The sequence below is a fragment of the Bradyrhizobium sp. WCU1 genome, from assembly GCF_053474805.1.
In genome coordinates this window covers 1,153,988-1,169,988 of record NZ_CM130280.1, presented here as the reverse complement: position 1 = coordinate 1,169,988, position 16,001 = coordinate 1,153,988, and the positions used below count along the sequence as shown (strand labels likewise).

Annotated in this window: 19 protein-coding genes; 17 read left to right on the top strand and 2 right to left on the bottom strand. The window is 65.3% G+C overall.

Going from position 1 to position 16,001, the window contains the following annotated elements:
* Window positions 1–81: 81 nt before the first annotated feature.
* Genes ACTUWL_RS05365 through ACTUWL_RS05350 form a run of 4 tightly spaced genes read left to right on the top strand, consistent with a single transcriptional unit; the run spans window position 82 to window position 3,461 of the window.
* Window positions 82–795 carry an ABC transporter ATP-binding protein gene (locus ACTUWL_RS05365; RefSeq protein WP_021076245.1) on the top strand — a complete coding sequence of 238 codons (714 nt, stop codon included), beginning with the start codon at window positions 82–84 and terminating at the stop codon, window positions 793–795.
* Window positions 792–1,496 carry an ABC transporter ATP-binding protein gene (locus tag ACTUWL_RS05360; RefSeq protein ID WP_021076244.1) on the top strand — a complete coding sequence of 235 codons (705 nt, stop codon included), beginning with the start codon at window positions 792–794 and terminating at the stop codon, window positions 1,494–1,496. Before ACTUWL_RS05365 ends, ACTUWL_RS05360 begins: the two co-directional genes overlap by 4 nt.
* A 7-nt stretch (window positions 1,497–1,503) precedes the next feature.
* Window positions 1,504–2,370 (top strand): branched-chain amino acid ABC transporter permease, encoded by an 867-nt coding sequence (locus ACTUWL_RS05355; RefSeq protein WP_021076243.1) that lies wholly within the window; start codon window positions 1,504–1,506, stop codon window positions 2,368–2,370.
* Entirely contained in the window at window positions 2,367–3,461 is a 1,095-nt protein-coding gene (locus ACTUWL_RS05350; RefSeq protein WP_021076242.1) for a branched-chain amino acid ABC transporter permease, read from the top strand. Before ACTUWL_RS05355 ends, ACTUWL_RS05350 begins: the two co-directional genes overlap by 4 nt.
* 116 nt (window positions 3,462–3,577) lie before the next feature.
* On the opposite strand, the gene ACTUWL_RS05345 is transcribed toward ACTUWL_RS05350, so the two are convergent.
* Both ACTUWL_RS05345 and ACTUWL_RS05340 read right to left on the bottom strand, forming a co-directional pair.
* Window positions 3,578–3,973, bottom strand: coding sequence for a nuclear transport factor 2 family protein (locus ACTUWL_RS05345; RefSeq protein WP_206542684.1), 396 nt, complete (start codon window positions 3,971–3,973; stop codon window positions 3,578–3,580).
* Window positions 3,974–4,147: 174 nt separating this feature from the next.
* Window positions 4,148–5,074: an alpha/beta fold hydrolase gene (locus ACTUWL_RS05340; RefSeq protein ID WP_106940228.1), complete on the bottom strand. Its 927-nt coding sequence runs from the start codon at window positions 5,072–5,074 to the stop codon at window positions 4,148–4,150.
* Between the two features lie 172 nt (window positions 5,075–5,246).
* Here ACTUWL_RS05340 and ACTUWL_RS05335 point away from each other — a divergent pair, with 172 nt between their 5' ends.
* The 13 genes from ACTUWL_RS05335 to paaI all read left to right on the top strand — a co-directional run bounded on the left by ACTUWL_RS05335 (window position 5,247) and on the right by paaI (window position 16,000).
* Entirely contained in the window at window positions 5,247–5,630 is a 384-nt protein-coding gene (locus ACTUWL_RS05335; protein WP_021076239.1) for a tryptophan-rich sensory protein, read from the top strand.
* Entirely contained in the window at window positions 5,627–6,709 is a 1,083-nt protein-coding gene (locus tag ACTUWL_RS05330) for a PHA/PHB synthase family protein (protein ID WP_021076238.1), read from the top strand. The genes ACTUWL_RS05335 and ACTUWL_RS05330 overlap by 4 nt, the downstream gene beginning before the upstream one ends.
* Window positions 6,706–7,302 carry a GNAT family N-acetyltransferase gene (locus ACTUWL_RS05325; RefSeq protein ID WP_021076237.1) on the top strand — a complete coding sequence of 199 codons (597 nt, stop codon included), beginning with the start codon at window positions 6,706–6,708 and terminating at the stop codon, window positions 7,300–7,302. Before ACTUWL_RS05330 ends, ACTUWL_RS05325 begins: the two co-directional genes overlap by 4 nt.
* Window positions 7,303–7,483: 181 nt before the next feature.
* Window positions 7,484–7,960, top strand: a complete 477-nt coding sequence (locus ACTUWL_RS05320; protein WP_021076236.1) for a phasin — start codon at window positions 7,484–7,486, stop codon at window positions 7,958–7,960.
* A gap of 274 nt (window positions 7,961–8,234) precedes the next feature.
* Window positions 8,235–9,518 carry a DUF445 domain-containing protein gene (locus ACTUWL_RS05315; protein WP_021076235.1) on the top strand — a complete coding sequence of 428 codons (1,284 nt, stop codon included), beginning with the start codon at window positions 8,235–8,237 and terminating at the stop codon, window positions 9,516–9,518.
* Between the two features lie 210 nt (window positions 9,519–9,728).
* Window positions 9,729–10,499, top strand: coding sequence for an esterase/lipase family protein (locus ACTUWL_RS05310; protein WP_021076234.1), 771 nt, complete (start codon window positions 9,729–9,731; stop codon window positions 10,497–10,499).
* A 221-nt stretch (window positions 10,500–10,720) separates the two neighbouring features.
* Window positions 10,721–11,590 carry a phenylacetic acid degradation operon negative regulatory protein PaaX gene (gene paaX, locus ACTUWL_RS05305; RefSeq protein WP_021076233.1) on the top strand — a complete coding sequence of 290 codons (870 nt, stop codon included), beginning with the start codon at window positions 10,721–10,723 and terminating at the stop codon, window positions 11,588–11,590.
* 76 nt (window positions 11,591–11,666) lie between these two features.
* The gene (gene paaA, locus ACTUWL_RS05300; protein ID WP_021076232.1) at window positions 11,667–12,659 is read left to right on the top strand and encodes a 1,2-phenylacetyl-CoA epoxidase subunit PaaA; all 993 of its coding nucleotides are present in this window, start codon (window positions 11,667–11,669) and stop codon (window positions 12,657–12,659) included.
* An 11-nt stretch (window positions 12,660–12,670) separates the two neighbouring features.
* Window positions 12,671–12,958 carry a 1,2-phenylacetyl-CoA epoxidase subunit PaaB gene (gene paaB, locus ACTUWL_RS05295; protein WP_021076231.1) on the top strand — a complete coding sequence of 96 codons (288 nt, stop codon included), beginning with the start codon at window positions 12,671–12,673 and terminating at the stop codon, window positions 12,956–12,958.
* Window positions 12,959–13,102: 144 nt separating this feature from the next.
* Entirely contained in the window at window positions 13,103–13,879 is a 777-nt protein-coding gene (gene paaC / locus ACTUWL_RS05290; protein WP_021076230.1) for a 1,2-phenylacetyl-CoA epoxidase subunit PaaC, read from the top strand.
* Window positions 13,873–14,376 carry a 1,2-phenylacetyl-CoA epoxidase subunit PaaD gene (gene paaD / locus ACTUWL_RS05285; RefSeq protein ID WP_021076229.1) on the top strand — a complete coding sequence of 168 codons (504 nt, stop codon included), beginning with the start codon at window positions 13,873–13,875 and terminating at the stop codon, window positions 14,374–14,376. The genes paaC and paaD overlap by 7 nt, the downstream gene beginning before the upstream one ends.
* A gap of 2 nt (window positions 14,377–14,378) precedes the next feature.
* A complete protein-coding gene (gene paaE / locus ACTUWL_RS05280) occupies window positions 14,379–15,455 on the top strand; it encodes a 1,2-phenylacetyl-CoA epoxidase subunit PaaE (RefSeq protein ID WP_021076228.1) in 1,077 nt (358 codons plus the stop codon).
* A gap of 89 nt (window positions 15,456–15,544) precedes the next feature.
* The gene (paaI, locus tag ACTUWL_RS05275; protein WP_021076227.1) at window positions 15,545–16,000 is read left to right on the top strand and encodes a hydroxyphenylacetyl-CoA thioesterase PaaI; all 456 of its coding nucleotides are present in this window, start codon (window positions 15,545–15,547) and stop codon (window positions 15,998–16,000) included.
* The last annotated feature ends 1 nt before the right edge of the window (window position 16,001 follow it).

Below are 16,001 nucleotides of genomic sequence, written 5' to 3'. Positions count from 1 at the left end.
CGCGTCGCAGGCAGATTGTCGATCGAGGATGCGAGGCACGGCCGCGCATCTTCTCCCAGCGAATCCATGCGGTGAGCAAACATGCTCGAACTCCATTCCGTCTCGAAGAGGTTCGGCGCCATCGTGGTTGCCGATGCCATCGACCTGACCCTTGCGTCCGGCGAGGCGCTCGGCGTGATCGGGCCGAACGGCGCCGGCAAGTCGACGCTGTTCAACCTGATCACCGGCCTGCTGCGGCCGGAGGCCGGCCGCATCGTCCTCGATGGCGCCGACATCACGCATCTCTCTCCGGAGGCGCGCTGTCGCACAGGCATCGGGCGCTCGTTCCAGATCCCGCAGCCGTTCGACCACCTCTCGGTGTTCGAGAATCTGGCCGTTGCCGCCCAGTTCGGCGGCGGTCTGTCGGAGGCCGATGCGGTCCAGCATTGCGGCCGCATGCTTGATCTGACCGGCCTCGAAGCCAAGGCCAACCGGCTCGCCGGCAGCCTGCCGCTGCTCGATCGCAAGCGGCTCGAGCTCGCGCGGGCGCTCGCCACCAGGCCGCGCACGCTGCTGCTCGACGAGATCGCAGGCGGGCTCACCGATGCCGAATGCCATGAGCTGGTCGAGACCATCAGAACCATTCATGCCGAGGGTGTCGCCATCATCTGGATCGAGCATGTGGTGCACGCGCTGCTCGCGGTGGTGCAGCGGCTGGTCGTGCTCAATTTCGGCAAGGTCGTTGCGCAAGGCGTGCCCGCCGAGGTGATGCGCTCGCGCGAGGTCGAGACCATCTACATGGGCGTGCCGGCATGACCGCGCTGCTCAATGTCTCCGCGCTCGATGCGTTCTACGGTGACTTCCAGGCGCTGTTCGGCATCGATTTCGAACTGAAGGAGGGCGAGGCGGTCGCGGTGATCGGCGCCAACGGCGCCGGCAAGTCGACCATGCTGAAGTCGCTGGCGGGACTCGTGAAGAACCGCCCCGATGCCATTCATCTCAAGGGACGCGCGATCGGCGATGCGTCTGCGGCCAGCATCGTGCGGCTCGGGCTTGCGCTGGTCCCGGAGGGCCGGCAGCTGTTTCCTTCGCTCAGCGTCGAGGAGAACCTCCTGATCGGCGCCTATGGCGGCGAGCGCACCGCACCGTGGGATCTTGCGGCGGTCTATCGGATATTCCCGGTGCTCAGGGAGCGCCGGCGCGGCGCCGTCACGGCGCTGTCCGGCGGCCAGCAGCAGATGGTGGCGATCGGCCGCGCGCTGATGTCGAACCCACAGGTCCTGCTGTGCGACGAGATCAGCCTCGGCCTCGCGCCGATCGTGGTGGAGGACATCTACCGGATGCTGCCGCAGATCCGCTCCGGCGGCACCGCGGTCGTGCTGGTCGAGCAGGACATCGCCCGCGCGTTGCGGGCGGCAGATCGCTTCTATTGCTTGCAGGAGGGGCGGGTGACCTTGAGCGGAAAGCCTGACGATGTGGATCAGGACACGATCCGCGCGGCCTATTTCGGAGCATGAGGGAGCGATGAGCGGACTAGACACCATCATCGAAGGCGTGCTGCTCGGCGGCGTCTATGCGCTGTTCGCGCTCGGCCTGTCGCTGATCTTCGGCATCATGCGCCTGGTTAATCTGGCGCACGGCGATCTGATCCTGCTTGCAGCCTATCTGGTGCTCAGCGCCACCACCGCGCTCGGCCTGCCGCTTGTAACCGCATCCCTGCTGGTCGTTGCCGCGATGTTCGTGCTCGGCTTCGTGCTGCAGCGGCTGGTCTTGGAGCGCGTGCTCGGCGACGACATCTTGCCGCCGCTGCTCGTCACCTTCGGCCTGTCGATCGTGATCCAGAACGGGCTGTTGCTCGGCTATGGCGCAGACAGCCGCCGCCTGCAGGCCGGCGCCTTCGAATCCTCGTCGGTGACGCTGGCCCCGGGTCTCAGCGTCGGCCTCGCGCCGCTGACGGCGCTGGTGACGGCGATCGCCGCCGTCGCGCTGCTTCAGCTGATCTTCTATCGCACCTGGCTCGGCCGTGCCTTCCGCGCCACCGCCGACAATCCCGCGATCGCGCAATTGATGGGCGTCAACGAGCGCAACGTCTATGCGATTGCGGTCGGGCTCTCGCTCGCGGTCTCGGTGATCGCCGCTGTCGTGTTCGGCATCCGTGCCAGTTTCGATCCGTCGATCGGGCCGGCGCGGCTGCTCTATGCGTTCGAGGCCGTGATCATCGGCGGCCTCGGCAGCCTGTGGGGCACGCTGGCGGGCGGTATCGTGCTCGGGCTGGCTCAGGCGATCGGGGGCCGGATCAATCCGGAATGGCAGATCCTGGCCGGCCATCTCACCTTCTTGGCCGTGCTGATGGTGCGGCCGCGCGGTCTCTTCCCGGCGAGGCGGACATGAGCGTCGGAAGCATCGACATGCCGGCAAGCCGGGAGCAGCACGCGGCCGATGTGCCGGTGTGGCAAATCCAGGTCGGCACGCGGCTGTCGCGCATCGCGGCCGTGGCCGGCATCGTGCTGGTCGCGGTGCTTGCCGTGTTGCCGGCGATCGCCTCGCGCAATTTGATCCAGGATCTGATCTTCGTCCTCACCATGCTGACATTGGCGCAGCTCTGGAACGTGCTGGCCGGGTGGGGCGGCCTAGTGTCGGTCGGCCAGCAGGCCTTTGTCGGGCTCGGTGCCTATGCGCTGTTCGCCGGCATCGTGATGGCCGGGCTCGATCCCGTGGCGGCGATCCCGCTGGCCGGGTTGTTCGCGGCGCTGATCGCCGCGATGCTCGGGCCCTTGCTGTTCCGGCTCGAGGGCCCATACTTTGCGATCGGCAGCTGGGTGGCCGCCGAGGCGCTGCGGCTGATCTGCGCCCAGTTCAAGTCGCTCGGCGGCGGCACCGGAATGTCGATCTCGCCGGGCGAACTGTCGCAGATGGTCGGGCTGAAGGCGGTGCAGGCGCTGCTCGGCCTGCGTCCGGCCGCCGCGCGCGACGTGCTGGTCTACTGGCTTGCGCTCTTGCTCTGCGTGCTGGTCACGCTCGGCATCTACGCTTTCATCCGCTCGCGCCATGGCCTCGCGCTGGCGGCCAGCCGCGACAATGCAGCGGCGGCGCGCAGCGTCGGCGTCCGCACCGCGCGGATCCGCCATATGCTATGGATCGCGGTCGCGTTCGCCAGCGGCATGGTCGGCGCCGTGGTCTATCTGCAGAAGGCGCGGATTTCGCCGGATGCCGCCTTCAGCGTCACCGACTGGACCGCATACGTGATCTTCATCGTCGTGATCGGTGGCGTGCGCACCATCGAGGGCCCGATGGTCGGCGTGCTGCTGCTGTGGGGGCTGGTCACCTGGCTAGCGCAGTACGGCAGCCTATATCTGGTCGTGCTCGGCACGCTCGCCATCCTGATCATGCTGTTCATGCCGCGGGGCGTGTGGGGCGCGGCGGCGCGGCGCTGGCAATTGCAGCTGTTTCCGACACAACGCTGGCTCGGCCGCAGCCGCTAGCGTATGGTGGGCTTAGATCGGATCTCGTTGGCTACGTGCTTGCTTCACCTCTCCCAAGGGAGAGGTGAACCTCCGCTGCCGATCCGATTCAAACTGATCTTATCGCGCCGTTGCGCTCAGAACATCGTGTTGTTGTTCGCCGGATTTTCTGGGATCGGCTGCACCACATCCCAATGCTCGACGATCTTGCCGTCCTCGAGCTTGAAGATGTCGATGATCGCGTTGCCGCGGGTGCCGGGCTCGCGCACGGCGTGGACGTGCAGGATCACGTAGTCGCCGTCGACGAACGAACGCTTGATCTCGCTGTGCGAGTTCGGAAACTTCTCGCGCAGGAAGCCGATGAACTTGCGGAAGCCGTCGGGGCCGTCGGCCGCGCCGGGATTGTGCTGCACATAGCGGTTGCCGACATAGGCGAGCGCAGCATCGGCGTCCTTCTGGTTCAGCCCTTTGTCGTAGAACGCCAGCACGGCTTTCCGGTTGGCTTCCTGCTGCGCCTCGCTGGTGGCCGCCATCGCGGAGGAAGACGCAAGCGCGAGGAAGAGAGCGGCGACGGCTGTCCGTGGCCGGAGAAGGGTCTTCATCTGGTAGCTCCCGAGGCTGAGCGATGGATAGCGCTCTCTACAGCGTCCGTGCCGTGCCCGGAAGAACGCACTCCCGGCTCACATGGTTACCCGCAGATACCGGCCCTATGCCGCCTTCGCCGCGGCGCCATGCGCGTGCTTGTCGATGGCGTCGATGATCTCTGGCCACATCGGGATCGGCAGCGCATGGCCCATGCCTTCGATCATCAGCAGCTTTGCGCCCGGGATCGAGACCGCGGTATCCTTGCCGCCTTCCGGATGCACCAGCGGATCGATGGTGCCGTGGATCACGAGCGTCGGCGCCTTGACGCTGCGCAGTCGCTCCTTGCGGCTGCCGGAGGCGAGGATGGCGCGGAGCTGGCGGCCGACGCCTTCCGGGTTGAGGCCGCGCTCGAAGGTGCGCCGCGCGCGTTCGGGATCGAGCGCCTCGTCTTCGGGGAAGGAGCCGTTGCGCAGCACCTTCCAGGTCTGGCCGTAGCGGACGAAATACTCTTCCTTGCTTTTCGGCGGCGGCGCCATCAGCACGGCGGTCGCCTCGCGGGTCGGGCCGGGGATCTTTGGATTGCCCGTGGTCGACATGATCGAGGTCAGCGACAGCACGCGCTCGGGAAAGGTGATCGCAACCTCCTGCGCGATCATGCCGCCCATTGAGGCGCCGACCAGATGCGCCTTGCGGATGCCGAGCGCGTCCATCAGCCCGATCGTGTCCCGTGCCATGTCGGCCAGTTTGTAGGGCGCCGCGACCGGGATCTTCAGGAAGCGCAGCTTGATGAGCTCGAGCGCGGTCAGCCGCTTGCCGCCGCTCAGTCGGGAGGATTTCCCGATATCCCTGTTGTCAAATCGGATCACGCGAAAACCGCGCGCGGCGAGCTGGCGGCAGAACTCGTCGTCCCAATGGATCATCTGGGCGCCGAGGCCCATGATCAGCAGCAGCGGCTCGGCATTCGCATCGCCGAAAACCTCGTAGCAGATGTCGATGTTGTTGGCGCGGGCGAGCTGCGGCGGCTGATGGGCGAGCGTGGTCACTGGCATCCCCTGCTGATGGCGCGGTCAGGAACCTCTATGCCATGGATTGACGCAGCGCAGAAGAGCCTCGACGTCGCTGGGCGCGCCGCGCAGTTGACCGATCAACGGCAACAGTGTCGTATGGCACGAACAAACCGAAGCGCGACAAGCGCTCGAACTTGCTGTGGAGGAGGGCCACATGGCCGACAAGGGCAACGACCCTGCCGTGATATGGCAGACGATGATTGGCGAGATGGAGAAGGGGTTCAACTCCTTCGGCAACCAGTTGATGAGCTCGCCTGAATTCTCGAAGGTGATGAACCAGGCCGGCGGCGTTGCGGCGGGCGCGCAGAAGCAACTCGGCGAGCTGATGGAGAAATATCTGCTGGCGATGAACCTGCCGAGCCGCGCCCAGCTGGTCGGCATGGCTGAGCGCCTGCAGTCGATGGAGAACCAGCTCAACGAGATCAAGACACTGCTGCAGCAGGTGCATCACAATTCGCTGGCGCCGGACGATGGATATGGCGCGACGCCGCGGCCGCCGCGCACGAAGCGCCCGCCATCGGAGGGAGACGGCAAATGAATGCGCCCACCCCGTTTGATTTCGCCTCGATCTCCGAGCGGGTCCAGTCCGAGGTGCAGCGCGCGATCCAGCGCAGCATCAAGGGCGTCGAGTATTTCTCGAGCTCGGGCCCCACGCTCGGCGAGACACCGAAGGACGTGCTGTATTCGCGCGGCACCATGAACCTCTATCACTACCGCCCGATGTCCGACGAAGTCTATCGCGTGCCGGTGCTGATCGTGATGGCGACCACCAACCGCGGCTACATCCTCGACCTGGTACCCGGGCAGAGCTTCATCGAATTCCTGCTCAAGCGCGGCTTCGACGTCTACATGCTGGACTGGACCGCGCCGAAGCCCGAGGAGAAGTCGCTGCGTATGGAGGACTACGTCCTCGACTTCATTCCGGAATCGATCCGTCGCGTGCAGCAGGATTCCGGCGAAAAGGACGTGTCGGTGATCGGCTATTGCTTCGGCGGCGTGCTGTCGCTGCTCTATGGCTCGATCTTCAACGACGGCCCGATGAAGAACCTGATCTGCTTCACGACGCCGATCGATTTCCGCGAGATGAAGCTGTTCTCGAACTTTGCCGACCGCCGCTATTTCGACGTCGACCGCCTGATCGACAGCACCGGCAACATGCCGCCCGAATTGATCCTGCAATCGTTCGACATGCTGCGGCCGGCCGCGCGCGTCGTTGGCCAGATCCAGCTCTGGGACAACATCTGGAACGACGAGTTCGTCAAATCGTACCGGATGTTCGACCGCTGGGCGACCGACACGCTGCCGCTGGCGGGCGAGTATTTCCGCGCCATCACCAAGGACTTGATGTGGGACAACAAGCTCTACAACGACACCATGACGGTCGGCGGCCGCCCGGCGAAGCTCGCTGACATCAAGGTGCCGATCCTGCACGCGGTCGCCGAGCACGACCACATCGTGCCGTACGATGCGGCAAAGCACCTCATCACCAAGATCGGCTCGGCGGACAAGGAGGAGGTGATGCTGAAAGGCGGTCACGTCTCGCTGGTCGCCGGCGCCAATGCAATCAAGCGGCTGTGGCCGAAACTGGACTCCTGGTTGGGCAAGAGATCGACATGACCGAACAACGTTCCTATCCGCGCCACGTCAAGACCGAGGCCGGCGACATCGAGTTCCGGCTGATGACGCGGGCCGACGAGGCCGCGGTGCTGGCCTTCGCGCAGAAGCTGCCGACGCATGACTTGCTGTTCCTGCCGCGCAACATCAGCCAGCCGAAGGTGCTGTCGGCCTGGATCAACGAGATCGAGCGCGGCGACATCACGAGCCTGCTCGCGATCAAGGATGGCAAGGTGGTCGGCTGCGGCACGCTGGTGCGCGATCCGCACTCCTGGTCGCCGCATGTCGGCGAGATCCGGATGGTGGTGTCACAAGATGTGCGCGGGCAGGGCGTCGGCCGGGCGTTGTCGCAGGAGACATTCGCGATTGCCCTCGGCGCCGGGCTGGAGAAGTTCTCGGTGCAGATGACGGTCGATCAGCGGGCGGCGATCACGCTGTTCGAAAGCCTCGGCTTCAAGGCGGAGGCCCTGCTGCGCGACCACGTCAGGGATGTCGAGGGCAAGACCCACGACATCGTCGTGCTCGGGCACAATGTGGCGCAGGTTCGGGCGCAAATGGAAGCATATGGGCTGCCGGACGCCGTTACAGGTAATTAGAGACCGTTTGACGCCGACCCTTTAGGCAGTCTGCCGGAAATTCGTGCCATTCACAGGTTTGTGATATCGCGCTGCAACATCGATGTTGCGATGCACCATGGGGTGTGTCATAACACCGTTGCCCCGGGCCAAAACGGACGGGGTGAGCCCATAGCTCAAACCTGAGGATGGAGAGACCCCAATGACCACCGAAACCAATTCCGTGCTGAACAGCGTCAAGGAAGCCTTCGCGCCCGTCACCGAGGCGTTCACCAAGCTCCAGAACCTGGAAGTTCCGGAGGCCGCCCGTGAGTTCGTGAAGAAGCAGGCCGAGGCCGCCAAGACCCGCGCCGCCGACGCGTATGCCGGCTCCGAGAAGGTGACCAACGTAATCGAGACCGCCGTTGCCGGTTCGGTGACCGAAGCCGCCAAGATCAGCCGCAACATTCAGCAGGCGCTCTACCAGGACGCCGAGGCGTTCTTCGCCGGCATCGACCAGCTCGCGTCCGCCAAGTCGCTGAGCGAAGCTGCCCAGATCCAGTCGGACCTGGTCCGCGCGCGTGGCGAACTGTTCGTCTCGCGGGCGAAGGCCACGTCGGAGTATCTCGGCAAGCTCGTCACCGACGGTGCGAAGTCCGCGCAGGACAACTTCGCCAAGGTCTACGGCAAGACCGCCTGATCGCGCTCGCGCTGACCAACTGCCCTTTTTGAAGGCCCGCCATTTTGCGGGCCTTCTTTTTTGCCGCACAGTCGTCATCCTGATGTGAAGCTAGTCCTCATCCACAGGTGTCGTCGCTCGGCTCGACCGGGCGACCCAGTACGCCGAGGCCTATCCGCTCAAGCACCACCGTCTCTGGAATACTGGATCACCCGCCTGCGCCTGCGCGGGTGATGACACTGAGCAAGCTGAGGGGTGCGAGTGGACGCAAACTAGCATACATTCGAAAGTCCTCATGATCCTTCCCGCCACCCTCGTCGCAATGCCCGTCGATGCCGAACGCGCGGCCGAGCTGCGGCGCGTGAAGTGGCTCGCGACCGGCGTGCTGGCGACAACCCTCGTCATCTTCATTGCATCGAAGGCGCTGCTGCCGCTGCATCCCGCTTTCGGCTTCGTCGCAGCTTTTGCCGAGGCCGCGACCATCGGCGGGCTTGCCGACTGGTATGCCGTCGTCGCGCTGTTCAAGCGACCGCTGGGCCTGCCGATCCCGCACACCGCGATCATCCAGAGCAATCAGGAACGCATCGCCGAGAAGCTCGGCGAGTTCATCGAGAACAATTTCCTGGAAGCCGGCCCGGTCGAGGCCAAGCTGCGCGAGATCGATTTCGGCACGTTCATCGCCGACTGGCTGCGCGACCGCAAACGTTCGGAGGATCTCGCCCGCTTCGTGCTGCGGATGCTGCCCGAAGCATTCGCGGCGACCGAGAACTCGGGCTTGATGCAGTTCATCAGCCGCCGCGTCACGACGCAGATCCTCTCAGTCGATCTCGCGCCGCTTGCCGCCGGCGCGCTGCGCGGCTTCGTGCAGGAGGGCAAGCATGAGGGGCTGCTCGACGACCTCTTGCGCGCGCTGCACCAGACGCTGACGCAGCAGGAGACGATGACGGTGATCCGCGACAAGGTCCGCGCGGAGATGCCGACGCTGCTCAAGCTCTATCGCGCCGACAAGTTCGTGGTGAACCGGATCATCGCCTCGGCCACGAAATTCTTCGAGGAGGTGCGCAACGATCCGCAGCATCCGTTCCGCGGCGAATTCGATCGCATGCTGCTGTCGTTCGTCGATCGGCTCGGCAGCGACAAGGCGTTCGCCGACCGCATCGACGGCCTCAAGCGCGACCTGCTGGCGCGGCCGGAGCTCGCCAATCTCGGGCGCACCATCTGGGCCAACGTCAGGGACTTCATCGCGCGCAGCGCCTCGGGCGAGTCGCAGGTGCTGCAGCATCAGTTGGCAAGGATGTTCGTCGAAGCCGGCGATGCGCTCGACGGCGATGCCGAGCTGCGCGGCGAGATCAACCAGGGCCTCGTCGCAATCCTGCGCACGGTGGTCGCCGAGCAGAAGAGCGGCGTCTCGACGTTCATCGCCGATCAGATGAAGAGCTGGGACATGGAGCAATTGATCTCACTGATCGAGGTCAATGTCGGCAAGGACCTGCAATACATCCGCTTCAACGGCTCGCTGATCGGCGGGCTTGCCGGGCTCGCGCTTTACAGCCTGGAATACGTGTTGCGGCTGCTGTGACCGATTGGGCACGGACGTCACAATAGTTGTGGCAAGTGTGATCTGGCCCGCTTGCACGAAAGTGATCGGTTCCCTAGCTTTTCAAGGTTGATTGTTGCGTTGCGGAACGATTCCGCCGGGTTTGCGTCGATCCTGTTGACCCATCCCTGCAGGCCTTTGCCTGATGATCCCATTGCCGACCGCCACGACGGCGTCGGAAGAGGAGTTGAAATGTCCGTTGCTGCGCAGACGCTACGCCCGCCGTCCAGGACGCTGATGTTTCTGGAAGGCCGCGCCATCCACGAGCTTGGTGCCTTTCTTGGTGCCTTGCCGCTGTTGAGCCTCGCGCCGCGCGGCGACGGGCATCCGGTGCTGGTGCTGCCAGGACTGATCGCTTCCGACATGTCGACCCGGCCGCTGCGCGATTTCCTCAAGAGCAAAGGCTACGCCGTCAGCGGCTGGCGCCAGGGCCGCAATCTCGGGCTGCGCTCCGGCGTGCAGGACGGCATGGTCGATCTGCTGCAGGAGATGAATGAGACCAGCGGCCGCAAGGTCTCGCTGATCGGCTGGAGCCTCGGCGGCCTCTATGCGCGCCAGCTTGCCAAGATGATGCCGGATCGCGTGCGCCAGGTGATCACGCTCGGCAGCCCGTTTGCCGCCGGTCCGAAGTCGACCAATGCCTGGCGCGTCTACGAGATGGCCAGCGGCCGCCGCGCCGACGAGGAGGATTCCCGTTTCGGCGGCTCGCTCGCCAGTGCGCCGCCGGTGCCGACCACTGCGATTTTCAGCCGCACTGACGGCGTCTGCGCCTGGCAAGGCTGCCGCGAGCAGAACTCGTCGATGACCGACAGCATCGAGGTCGAGAGCAGCCATTGCGGCATGGGCCATCACCCGGCCGTGGTCTACGCCGTTGCCGATCGCCTCGCGCAGAAGGACGGCGAGTGGGCCCCGTTCGATCGCAGCGGCTGGCGCAGCCTCGTCTATCCGGATCCCAATCGCTAGATCTTGCGAGGGCCCTCTCTTCACCTCGCCCCGCGTGCGGGGAGAGGTCGGATCGCATCGCAGATGCGATCCGGGTGAGGGGGAGTCTCCGCGCGAGTCGTCTCTCACCGTTATTTCGGAGGCAGCCCCTCACCCCAACCCTCTCCCCGCAAGAGCGGGGCGAGGGAGCAGACCGTGACCCCGCATTGTCGTTCCTCGACAAAACGCGTTATGCGTTGGGCATGCCGCAGCCGCTTGCCCGCATCGTCGACCAGCTGAAGCGCGAACCGTCGCGCACCGGCTCGATCATCATCACCGTGTTCGGCGATTCCATCGTGCCGCGCGGCGGCGCGGTGTGGCTCGGCACGCTGCTCGAATTCTTCAAGTCGCTCGACGTCGACGGCAATGTGGTGCGCACAGCGATGTCGCGGCTCGCCGCCGACGGCTGGCTCGAGCGCAGCAAGGTCGGCCGCAACAGTTTCTATCGCCTCAACGCCAGGGGCCGGCAGACTTTCGATACCGCAACCCGGCACATCTACGATCCGCCGCCGTCGGACTGGACCGGCCGCTTCGAGCTGTTGTTGATCGGCAATGCCGAGGACCGCGACGCGGCGCGCGAGGCGCTGAAGAATGCCGGCTTCGGCAGCCCGCTGCCCGGCGTGTGGGTGGCGCCGTCGGGCGTGCCGATCCCGGATGAAGCGGCGCGCGCGATCCGTCTCGAAGTCTCCGCGGAGGATGACAGCGGGCGCCGGCTGCTCAGCGAAAGCTGGCCGCTCGATCGCACCGCGGACGCTTATCTGAAGTTCATGAAGACGTTCGAGCCGCTGCATGGCTGGATCGCGCGCGGCGAGACGCTCAGCGACGCCGACGCCTTCACCGCGCGCATCCTGCTGATCCATCACTACCGCCGCGTCGTGCTGCGTGATCCGCTGTTGCCGGCACCATTGCTGCCGAAGGATTGGCCGGGCAGGGCAGCGCGCAAACTCTGCGGCGAGATCTATCGCGGGCTGCTTCCTGCGTCGGAACAATGGCTTGACGAGCATGCAACCAACGAGGACGGGCCGCTGCCGAAGCCCAACGGGGCCGTGGCGCGGCGTTTCGAGGGCATCTGAACATATTACAGAAATATCTTGCATTCTGAAATTTGTGTTATATATTTCCGCCTAACAACACACCGGGAGGTCGGCCATGTACACGCAGGCGCTCAACTCATCCGACGGCGACGATCGCGGCGTCGAGGATGTTGCCCGTGCCGCTCAGTTCCAGGCCCGCATCGATGCCGACGAGCGCATCGAGCCGAACGACTGGATGCCCGCGGCCTACCGCAAGACGCTGACCCGGCAGATTTCCCAACACGCCCACTCCGAAATCGTCGGCATGCTCCCTGAGGGCAACTGGATCACCCGCGCACCGTCGCTGCGCCGCAAGGCTGCGCTGCTCGCCAAGGTGCAGGACGAATGCGGCCACGGGCTCTATCTCTACGCCGCCGCTGAGACGCTCGGCACCTCGCGCGAAGAGCTGGTCGACGCGATGCTCGCGGGCAATGCGAAGTATTCCTCGATCTTCAATTATCCGACCCTGACCTGGGCCGACATCGGCACCATCGGCTGGCTGGTCGACGGTGCTGCGATCATGAACCAGATCCCGCTGTGCCGCTGCTCCTACGGCCCCTATGCGCGCGCGATGATCCGCGTCTGCAAGGAAGAGTCGTTCCACCAGCGCCAGGGTTTCGAGATCATGGTGACGTTGTGCCGCGGCACCGCCGAGCAGAAGGCGATGGCGCAGAACGCGCTCGATCGCTGGTGGTGGCCGGTGCTGATGATGTTCGGCCCGCCGGACCAGGTCAGCCAGCACAGCGACACCTCGACCAAGTGGAAGATCAAGCGCTTCTCCAACGACGAGCTGCGCCAGAAATTCATCGACGCCACCGTACCGCAGGCCGAATTCCTCGGGCTCACGATTCCAGATCCCGGCATGAAGCAGAACGAGAACGGCAATTGGGTGCACAGCCCGATCGACTGGGACGAGTTCAAGCAGGTGCTGGCCGGCAACGGCCCCTGCAACCGCGAGCGTCTCGCCGCGCGCCGCAAGGCGCATGAGGAGGGCGCCTGGGTGCGCGAGGCCGCGGCGGCCTATGCCGAGAAGCGCAAGCGCCGCCAGCTCGCGCAAGCCGCTGAATAAGGGAGCCCGAGATGGCCACGCCGAACGTTCCGCTCTGGGAAGTCTTCATCCGCAGCCGCAACGGCCTCGCGCACAAGCATGTTGGCTCGCTGCACGCGGCGGACTCGACGCTCGCCCTGCAGGCCGCGCGCGACATCTACACCCGCCGCGGCGAGGGGTTGTCGATCTGGGTGGTGCCCTCGAACGCGATCACCGCGTCCGATCCCACAGAGAAGGGCATGATGTTCGAGCCGGCGGAATCCAAGATCTACCGCCACCCGACGTTCTACGACGTTCCCGACGAAGTCGGGCATATGTGAATTTCACCCGTCATGGTGAGGAGGCGCGGTACGCGCCGTCTCGAACCGTGACACTCCGATCGTAACCGCGGCCATCCTTCGAGACGCCTGCTGCGCAGGCTCCTCAGGATGACGTCGAGCAAGTGGATGCAGGTGGATTAGAGCATGGCAACCGCCAATATCGAAGTCTCCGAAACACCCCTGGTGCTCTATGCGCTGCGCCGCGCCGATGATGCGCTGATCCTCGGCCATCGGCTGTCCGAATGGTGCGGCCATGCGCCGGCGATGGAAGAGGATATGGCGCTCGCCAATATGGGTCTCGACCTGCTCGGCCAGGCTCGCGAGCTCTACACCTATGCCGCCAAGGTCGAAGGCCGCGGCAACGACGAGGACAAGTTCGCCTATCTGCGCGACGTCAGGCAGTACCGCAACCTGCTGCTGGTCGAGCAGCCGAACGGCGACTTTGCCCGCACCATGGTGCGGCAGTTCTTCTACGCGGCATTCGCCGATCTCTACTGGCGCGCGATGATGGCCTCCACCGATCCGACACTCGCCGCGATCGCGGCGAAGTCGGAGAAGGAGAGCGCCTATCATGTCAGGCATTCGTCGGAATGGATCGTCCGGCTCGGCGACGGCACCGAAGAGAGCCATCGCCGCGCGCAGAATGCGATCGACGACCTCTGGGCCTATACCGGCGAGATGTTCGCGGTCGACGACGGCGAGCGCGGCCTGATCGACGCCGGCATCGCGATCGACCCGGCGGCGCTGAAGCCGCGCTGGCTGAAGACCGTGACCGGCATCGTCAACGAGGCGACGCTGGCACTGCCGAACAGCGACTGGATGCAGCAGGGCGGCCGCGTCGGCAGCCACAGCGAGCATCTCGGCCATCTGCTCAGCGAATTGCAGTCGATGCAGCGCACCTTCCCGGGGGCGACATGGTGACGGTTGCGCTCAGCGATGCCGATTTGCGCCGGCGCGCCTGGAGCGCGGCCGCGCAGGTGGTTGACCCCGAAATCCCGGTGTTGACGATCGCCGATCTCGGCGTGCTGCGCGATGTCGCGGTCCATGACGGCCATGTCGAGGTCGCGATCACGCCGACCTATTCCGGCTGTCCCGCGATGAACATGATCGCGCTCGAGATCGAGCTCGCGCTGGAGCGCGAAGGCATCCATCGGCCGAAGGTCCGCACCGTGCTGTCACCGGCCTGGACCACCGACTGGATGAGCGAGGACGGCCGCCGCAAGTTGAAAGAATACGGCATCGCGCCGCCGCAGCCCGGCTCCTCGCGCCGTGCGCTGTTCGGCGAGCAGCAGGTCGCGTGCCCGCAATGCGGCTCTGGCGATACCGAACTGCTGTCCGAATTCGGCTCGACCTCCTGCAAGGCGCTGTGGCGTTGCAAGAGCTGCCGTGAACCCTTCGATTACTTCAAGTGTCATTGACCATGTCGACACCACGCTTCCACCGTCTGTCCGTCAGCGATCTGCGCCGCGAGGCCTCGGACGCCATCTCGATGACCTTTGCGATCCCCGACGATCTGCAAGGCGACTACCGTTTCACGCCCGGCCAGTATCTGACCTTGCGCACCACGATGGACGGCGAGGAAGTCCGCCGTTCCTACTCGATCTGCTCCGGCCCCGACGACGGCGAGCTGCGCATCGCGGTGAAGAAGGTCGACGGCGGCGCGTTCTCGAACTGGGCGGCCGACGAGTTGAAGGCCGGCGATGAGCTCGACGTGATGACGCCGACCGGGCGTTTTGGTGTTGCCCATGCACCTGGCGAGGCGCGGACCTATGTCGGCTTCGCCGCCGGCAGCGGCATCACGCCGATCCTCTCCATCATCAAGGGCGTGCTGGCGCGAGAGCCGGACAGCCGCTTCTTCCTGTTCTACGGCAATCGTTCGACCGAAGGCGTCATGTTCCGCGAGGCGCTGGAGGAGCTGAAGGACCGCTTCATGCAGCGGCTCTCGGTGTTCCACGTCATCTCCGGCGAGGAGCAGGACATCCCGATCCTGCATGGCCGGCTCGACGGCGACAAGGTGCGGGTGCTGCTGCGCTCGCTGGTGCCGGCCGCAACCGTCGATCATGTCTTCGTCTGCGGTCCGGCCGCGATGAGCGAAACCATCGAGACGACCTGTCGCGAGATCGGCATCGCCGACGAGCGCATCCATGTCGAACGCTTCGTCTCGGAATTCGGCGGCAAGCCGCGTCCGAAGGTCGTCGTTCCCGCCGGCGCGCCGCCGAAGGCGATCGCCGGGCTGATCATCGACGGCAAGCGCCGCGAGGTGCCGGTGGCCGACGGCGAGTCGATCCTCGACGCCGCGCTGCGCGCCGGCATGGACCTGCCGTTCGCCTGCAAGGGCGGCATGTGCTCGACCTGCCGCGCCAAGCTGGTCGAGGGCGAGGCGCCGATGGATTTGAACTATTCGCTGGAGCCGTGGGAGCTGAAGGCGGGGTTCATCCTCACCTGCCAGGCCAAGCCGTGTTCGGACAAGGTCGTGGTCGACTACGACCACGTCTAATTCTACGGGCGCGTTGACACCCAAGGTGTTGCGCCCAACACTGACACCAAGAGGCCCGTCGCAACGGGCCCGCGCACAGGGAGTTCGATGTGAACGTGAAGGCCACGCTATCACCCGAGGATGTCGCCCGCGCCTGCGCGGATGCGATGTGGAAGGAAGACGACGCCAGCAAGGGCCTCGGCATGGAGCTGGTCGAGATCAAGCCGGGGCAAGCTACGATGGCGATGACGGTGCAGCCGCACATGGTCAACGGCCAGCGTATCTGCCATGGCGGCTACATCTTCACGCTCGCCGATTCAGCCTTCGCCTTTGCCTGCAACAGCCGCAACGATCGCGCGGTGGCGGCGCAGGGCAACGTCACCTTCATCCGGCCGGGCAAGCTCGGCGATCGCCTGGTGGCGACCGCGCGTGAGGTCTCGCGCAGCGGCCGCTCGGGAATCTACGACGTGCGCGTCACTGCCGGCGGCAGCGTGATCGCCGAGTTCCGCGGACATTCGCGCGTGATCCAGGGCACCTGGCTGCCGGACACGGACATCAAGGCATAAG

What these genes read in the sequence shown, in the direction of transcription:
- ACTUWL_RS05365 (WP_021076245.1), top strand. Translation starts at nt 82, where the DNA reads ATGCTCGAACTCCATTCCGTCTCGAAGAGGTTCGGCGCCATCGTGGTT.
- ACTUWL_RS05360 (WP_021076244.1), top strand. Translation starts at nt 792, where the DNA reads ATGACCGCGCTGCTCAATGTCTCCGCGCTCGATGCGTTCTACGGTGAC.
- ACTUWL_RS05355 (WP_021076243.1), top strand. Translation starts at nt 1,504, where the DNA reads ATGAGCGGACTAGACACCATCATCGAAGGCGTGCTGCTCGGCGGCGTC.
- ACTUWL_RS05350 (WP_021076242.1), top strand. Translation starts at nt 2,367, where the DNA reads ATGAGCGTCGGAAGCATCGACATGCCGGCAAGCCGGGAGCAGCACGCG.
- ACTUWL_RS05345 (WP_206542684.1), bottom strand. Translation starts at nt 3,973, where the DNA reads ATGGCGGCCACCAGCGAGGCGCAGCAGGAAGCCAACCGGAAAGCCGTG.
- ACTUWL_RS05340 (WP_106940228.1), bottom strand. Translation starts at nt 5,074, where the DNA reads ATGCCAGTGACCACGCTCGCCCATCAGCCGCCGCAGCTCGCCCGCGCC.
- ACTUWL_RS05335 (WP_021076239.1), top strand. Translation starts at nt 5,247, where the DNA reads ATGGCCGACAAGGGCAACGACCCTGCCGTGATATGGCAGACGATGATT.
- ACTUWL_RS05330 (WP_021076238.1), top strand. Translation starts at nt 5,627, where the DNA reads ATGAATGCGCCCACCCCGTTTGATTTCGCCTCGATCTCCGAGCGGGTC.
- ACTUWL_RS05325 (WP_021076237.1), top strand. Translation starts at nt 6,706, where the DNA reads ATGACCGAACAACGTTCCTATCCGCGCCACGTCAAGACCGAGGCCGGC.
- ACTUWL_RS05320 (WP_021076236.1), top strand. Translation starts at nt 7,484, where the DNA reads ATGACCACCGAAACCAATTCCGTGCTGAACAGCGTCAAGGAAGCCTTC.
- ACTUWL_RS05315 (WP_021076235.1), top strand. Translation starts at nt 8,235, where the DNA reads ATGATCCTTCCCGCCACCCTCGTCGCAATGCCCGTCGATGCCGAACGC.
- ACTUWL_RS05310 (WP_021076234.1), top strand. Translation starts at nt 9,729, where the DNA reads ATGTCCGTTGCTGCGCAGACGCTACGCCCGCCGTCCAGGACGCTGATG.
- paaX (WP_021076233.1), top strand. Translation starts at nt 10,721, where the DNA reads ATGCCGCAGCCGCTTGCCCGCATCGTCGACCAGCTGAAGCGCGAACCG.
- paaA (WP_021076232.1), top strand. Translation starts at nt 11,667, where the DNA reads ATGTACACGCAGGCGCTCAACTCATCCGACGGCGACGATCGCGGCGTC.
- paaB (WP_021076231.1), top strand. Translation starts at nt 12,671, where the DNA reads ATGGCCACGCCGAACGTTCCGCTCTGGGAAGTCTTCATCCGCAGCCGC.
- paaC (WP_021076230.1), top strand. Translation starts at nt 13,103, where the DNA reads ATGGCAACCGCCAATATCGAAGTCTCCGAAACACCCCTGGTGCTCTAT.
- paaD (WP_021076229.1), top strand. Translation starts at nt 13,873, where the DNA reads ATGGTGACGGTTGCGCTCAGCGATGCCGATTTGCGCCGGCGCGCCTGG.
- paaE (WP_021076228.1), top strand. Translation starts at nt 14,379, where the DNA reads ATGTCGACACCACGCTTCCACCGTCTGTCCGTCAGCGATCTGCGCCGC.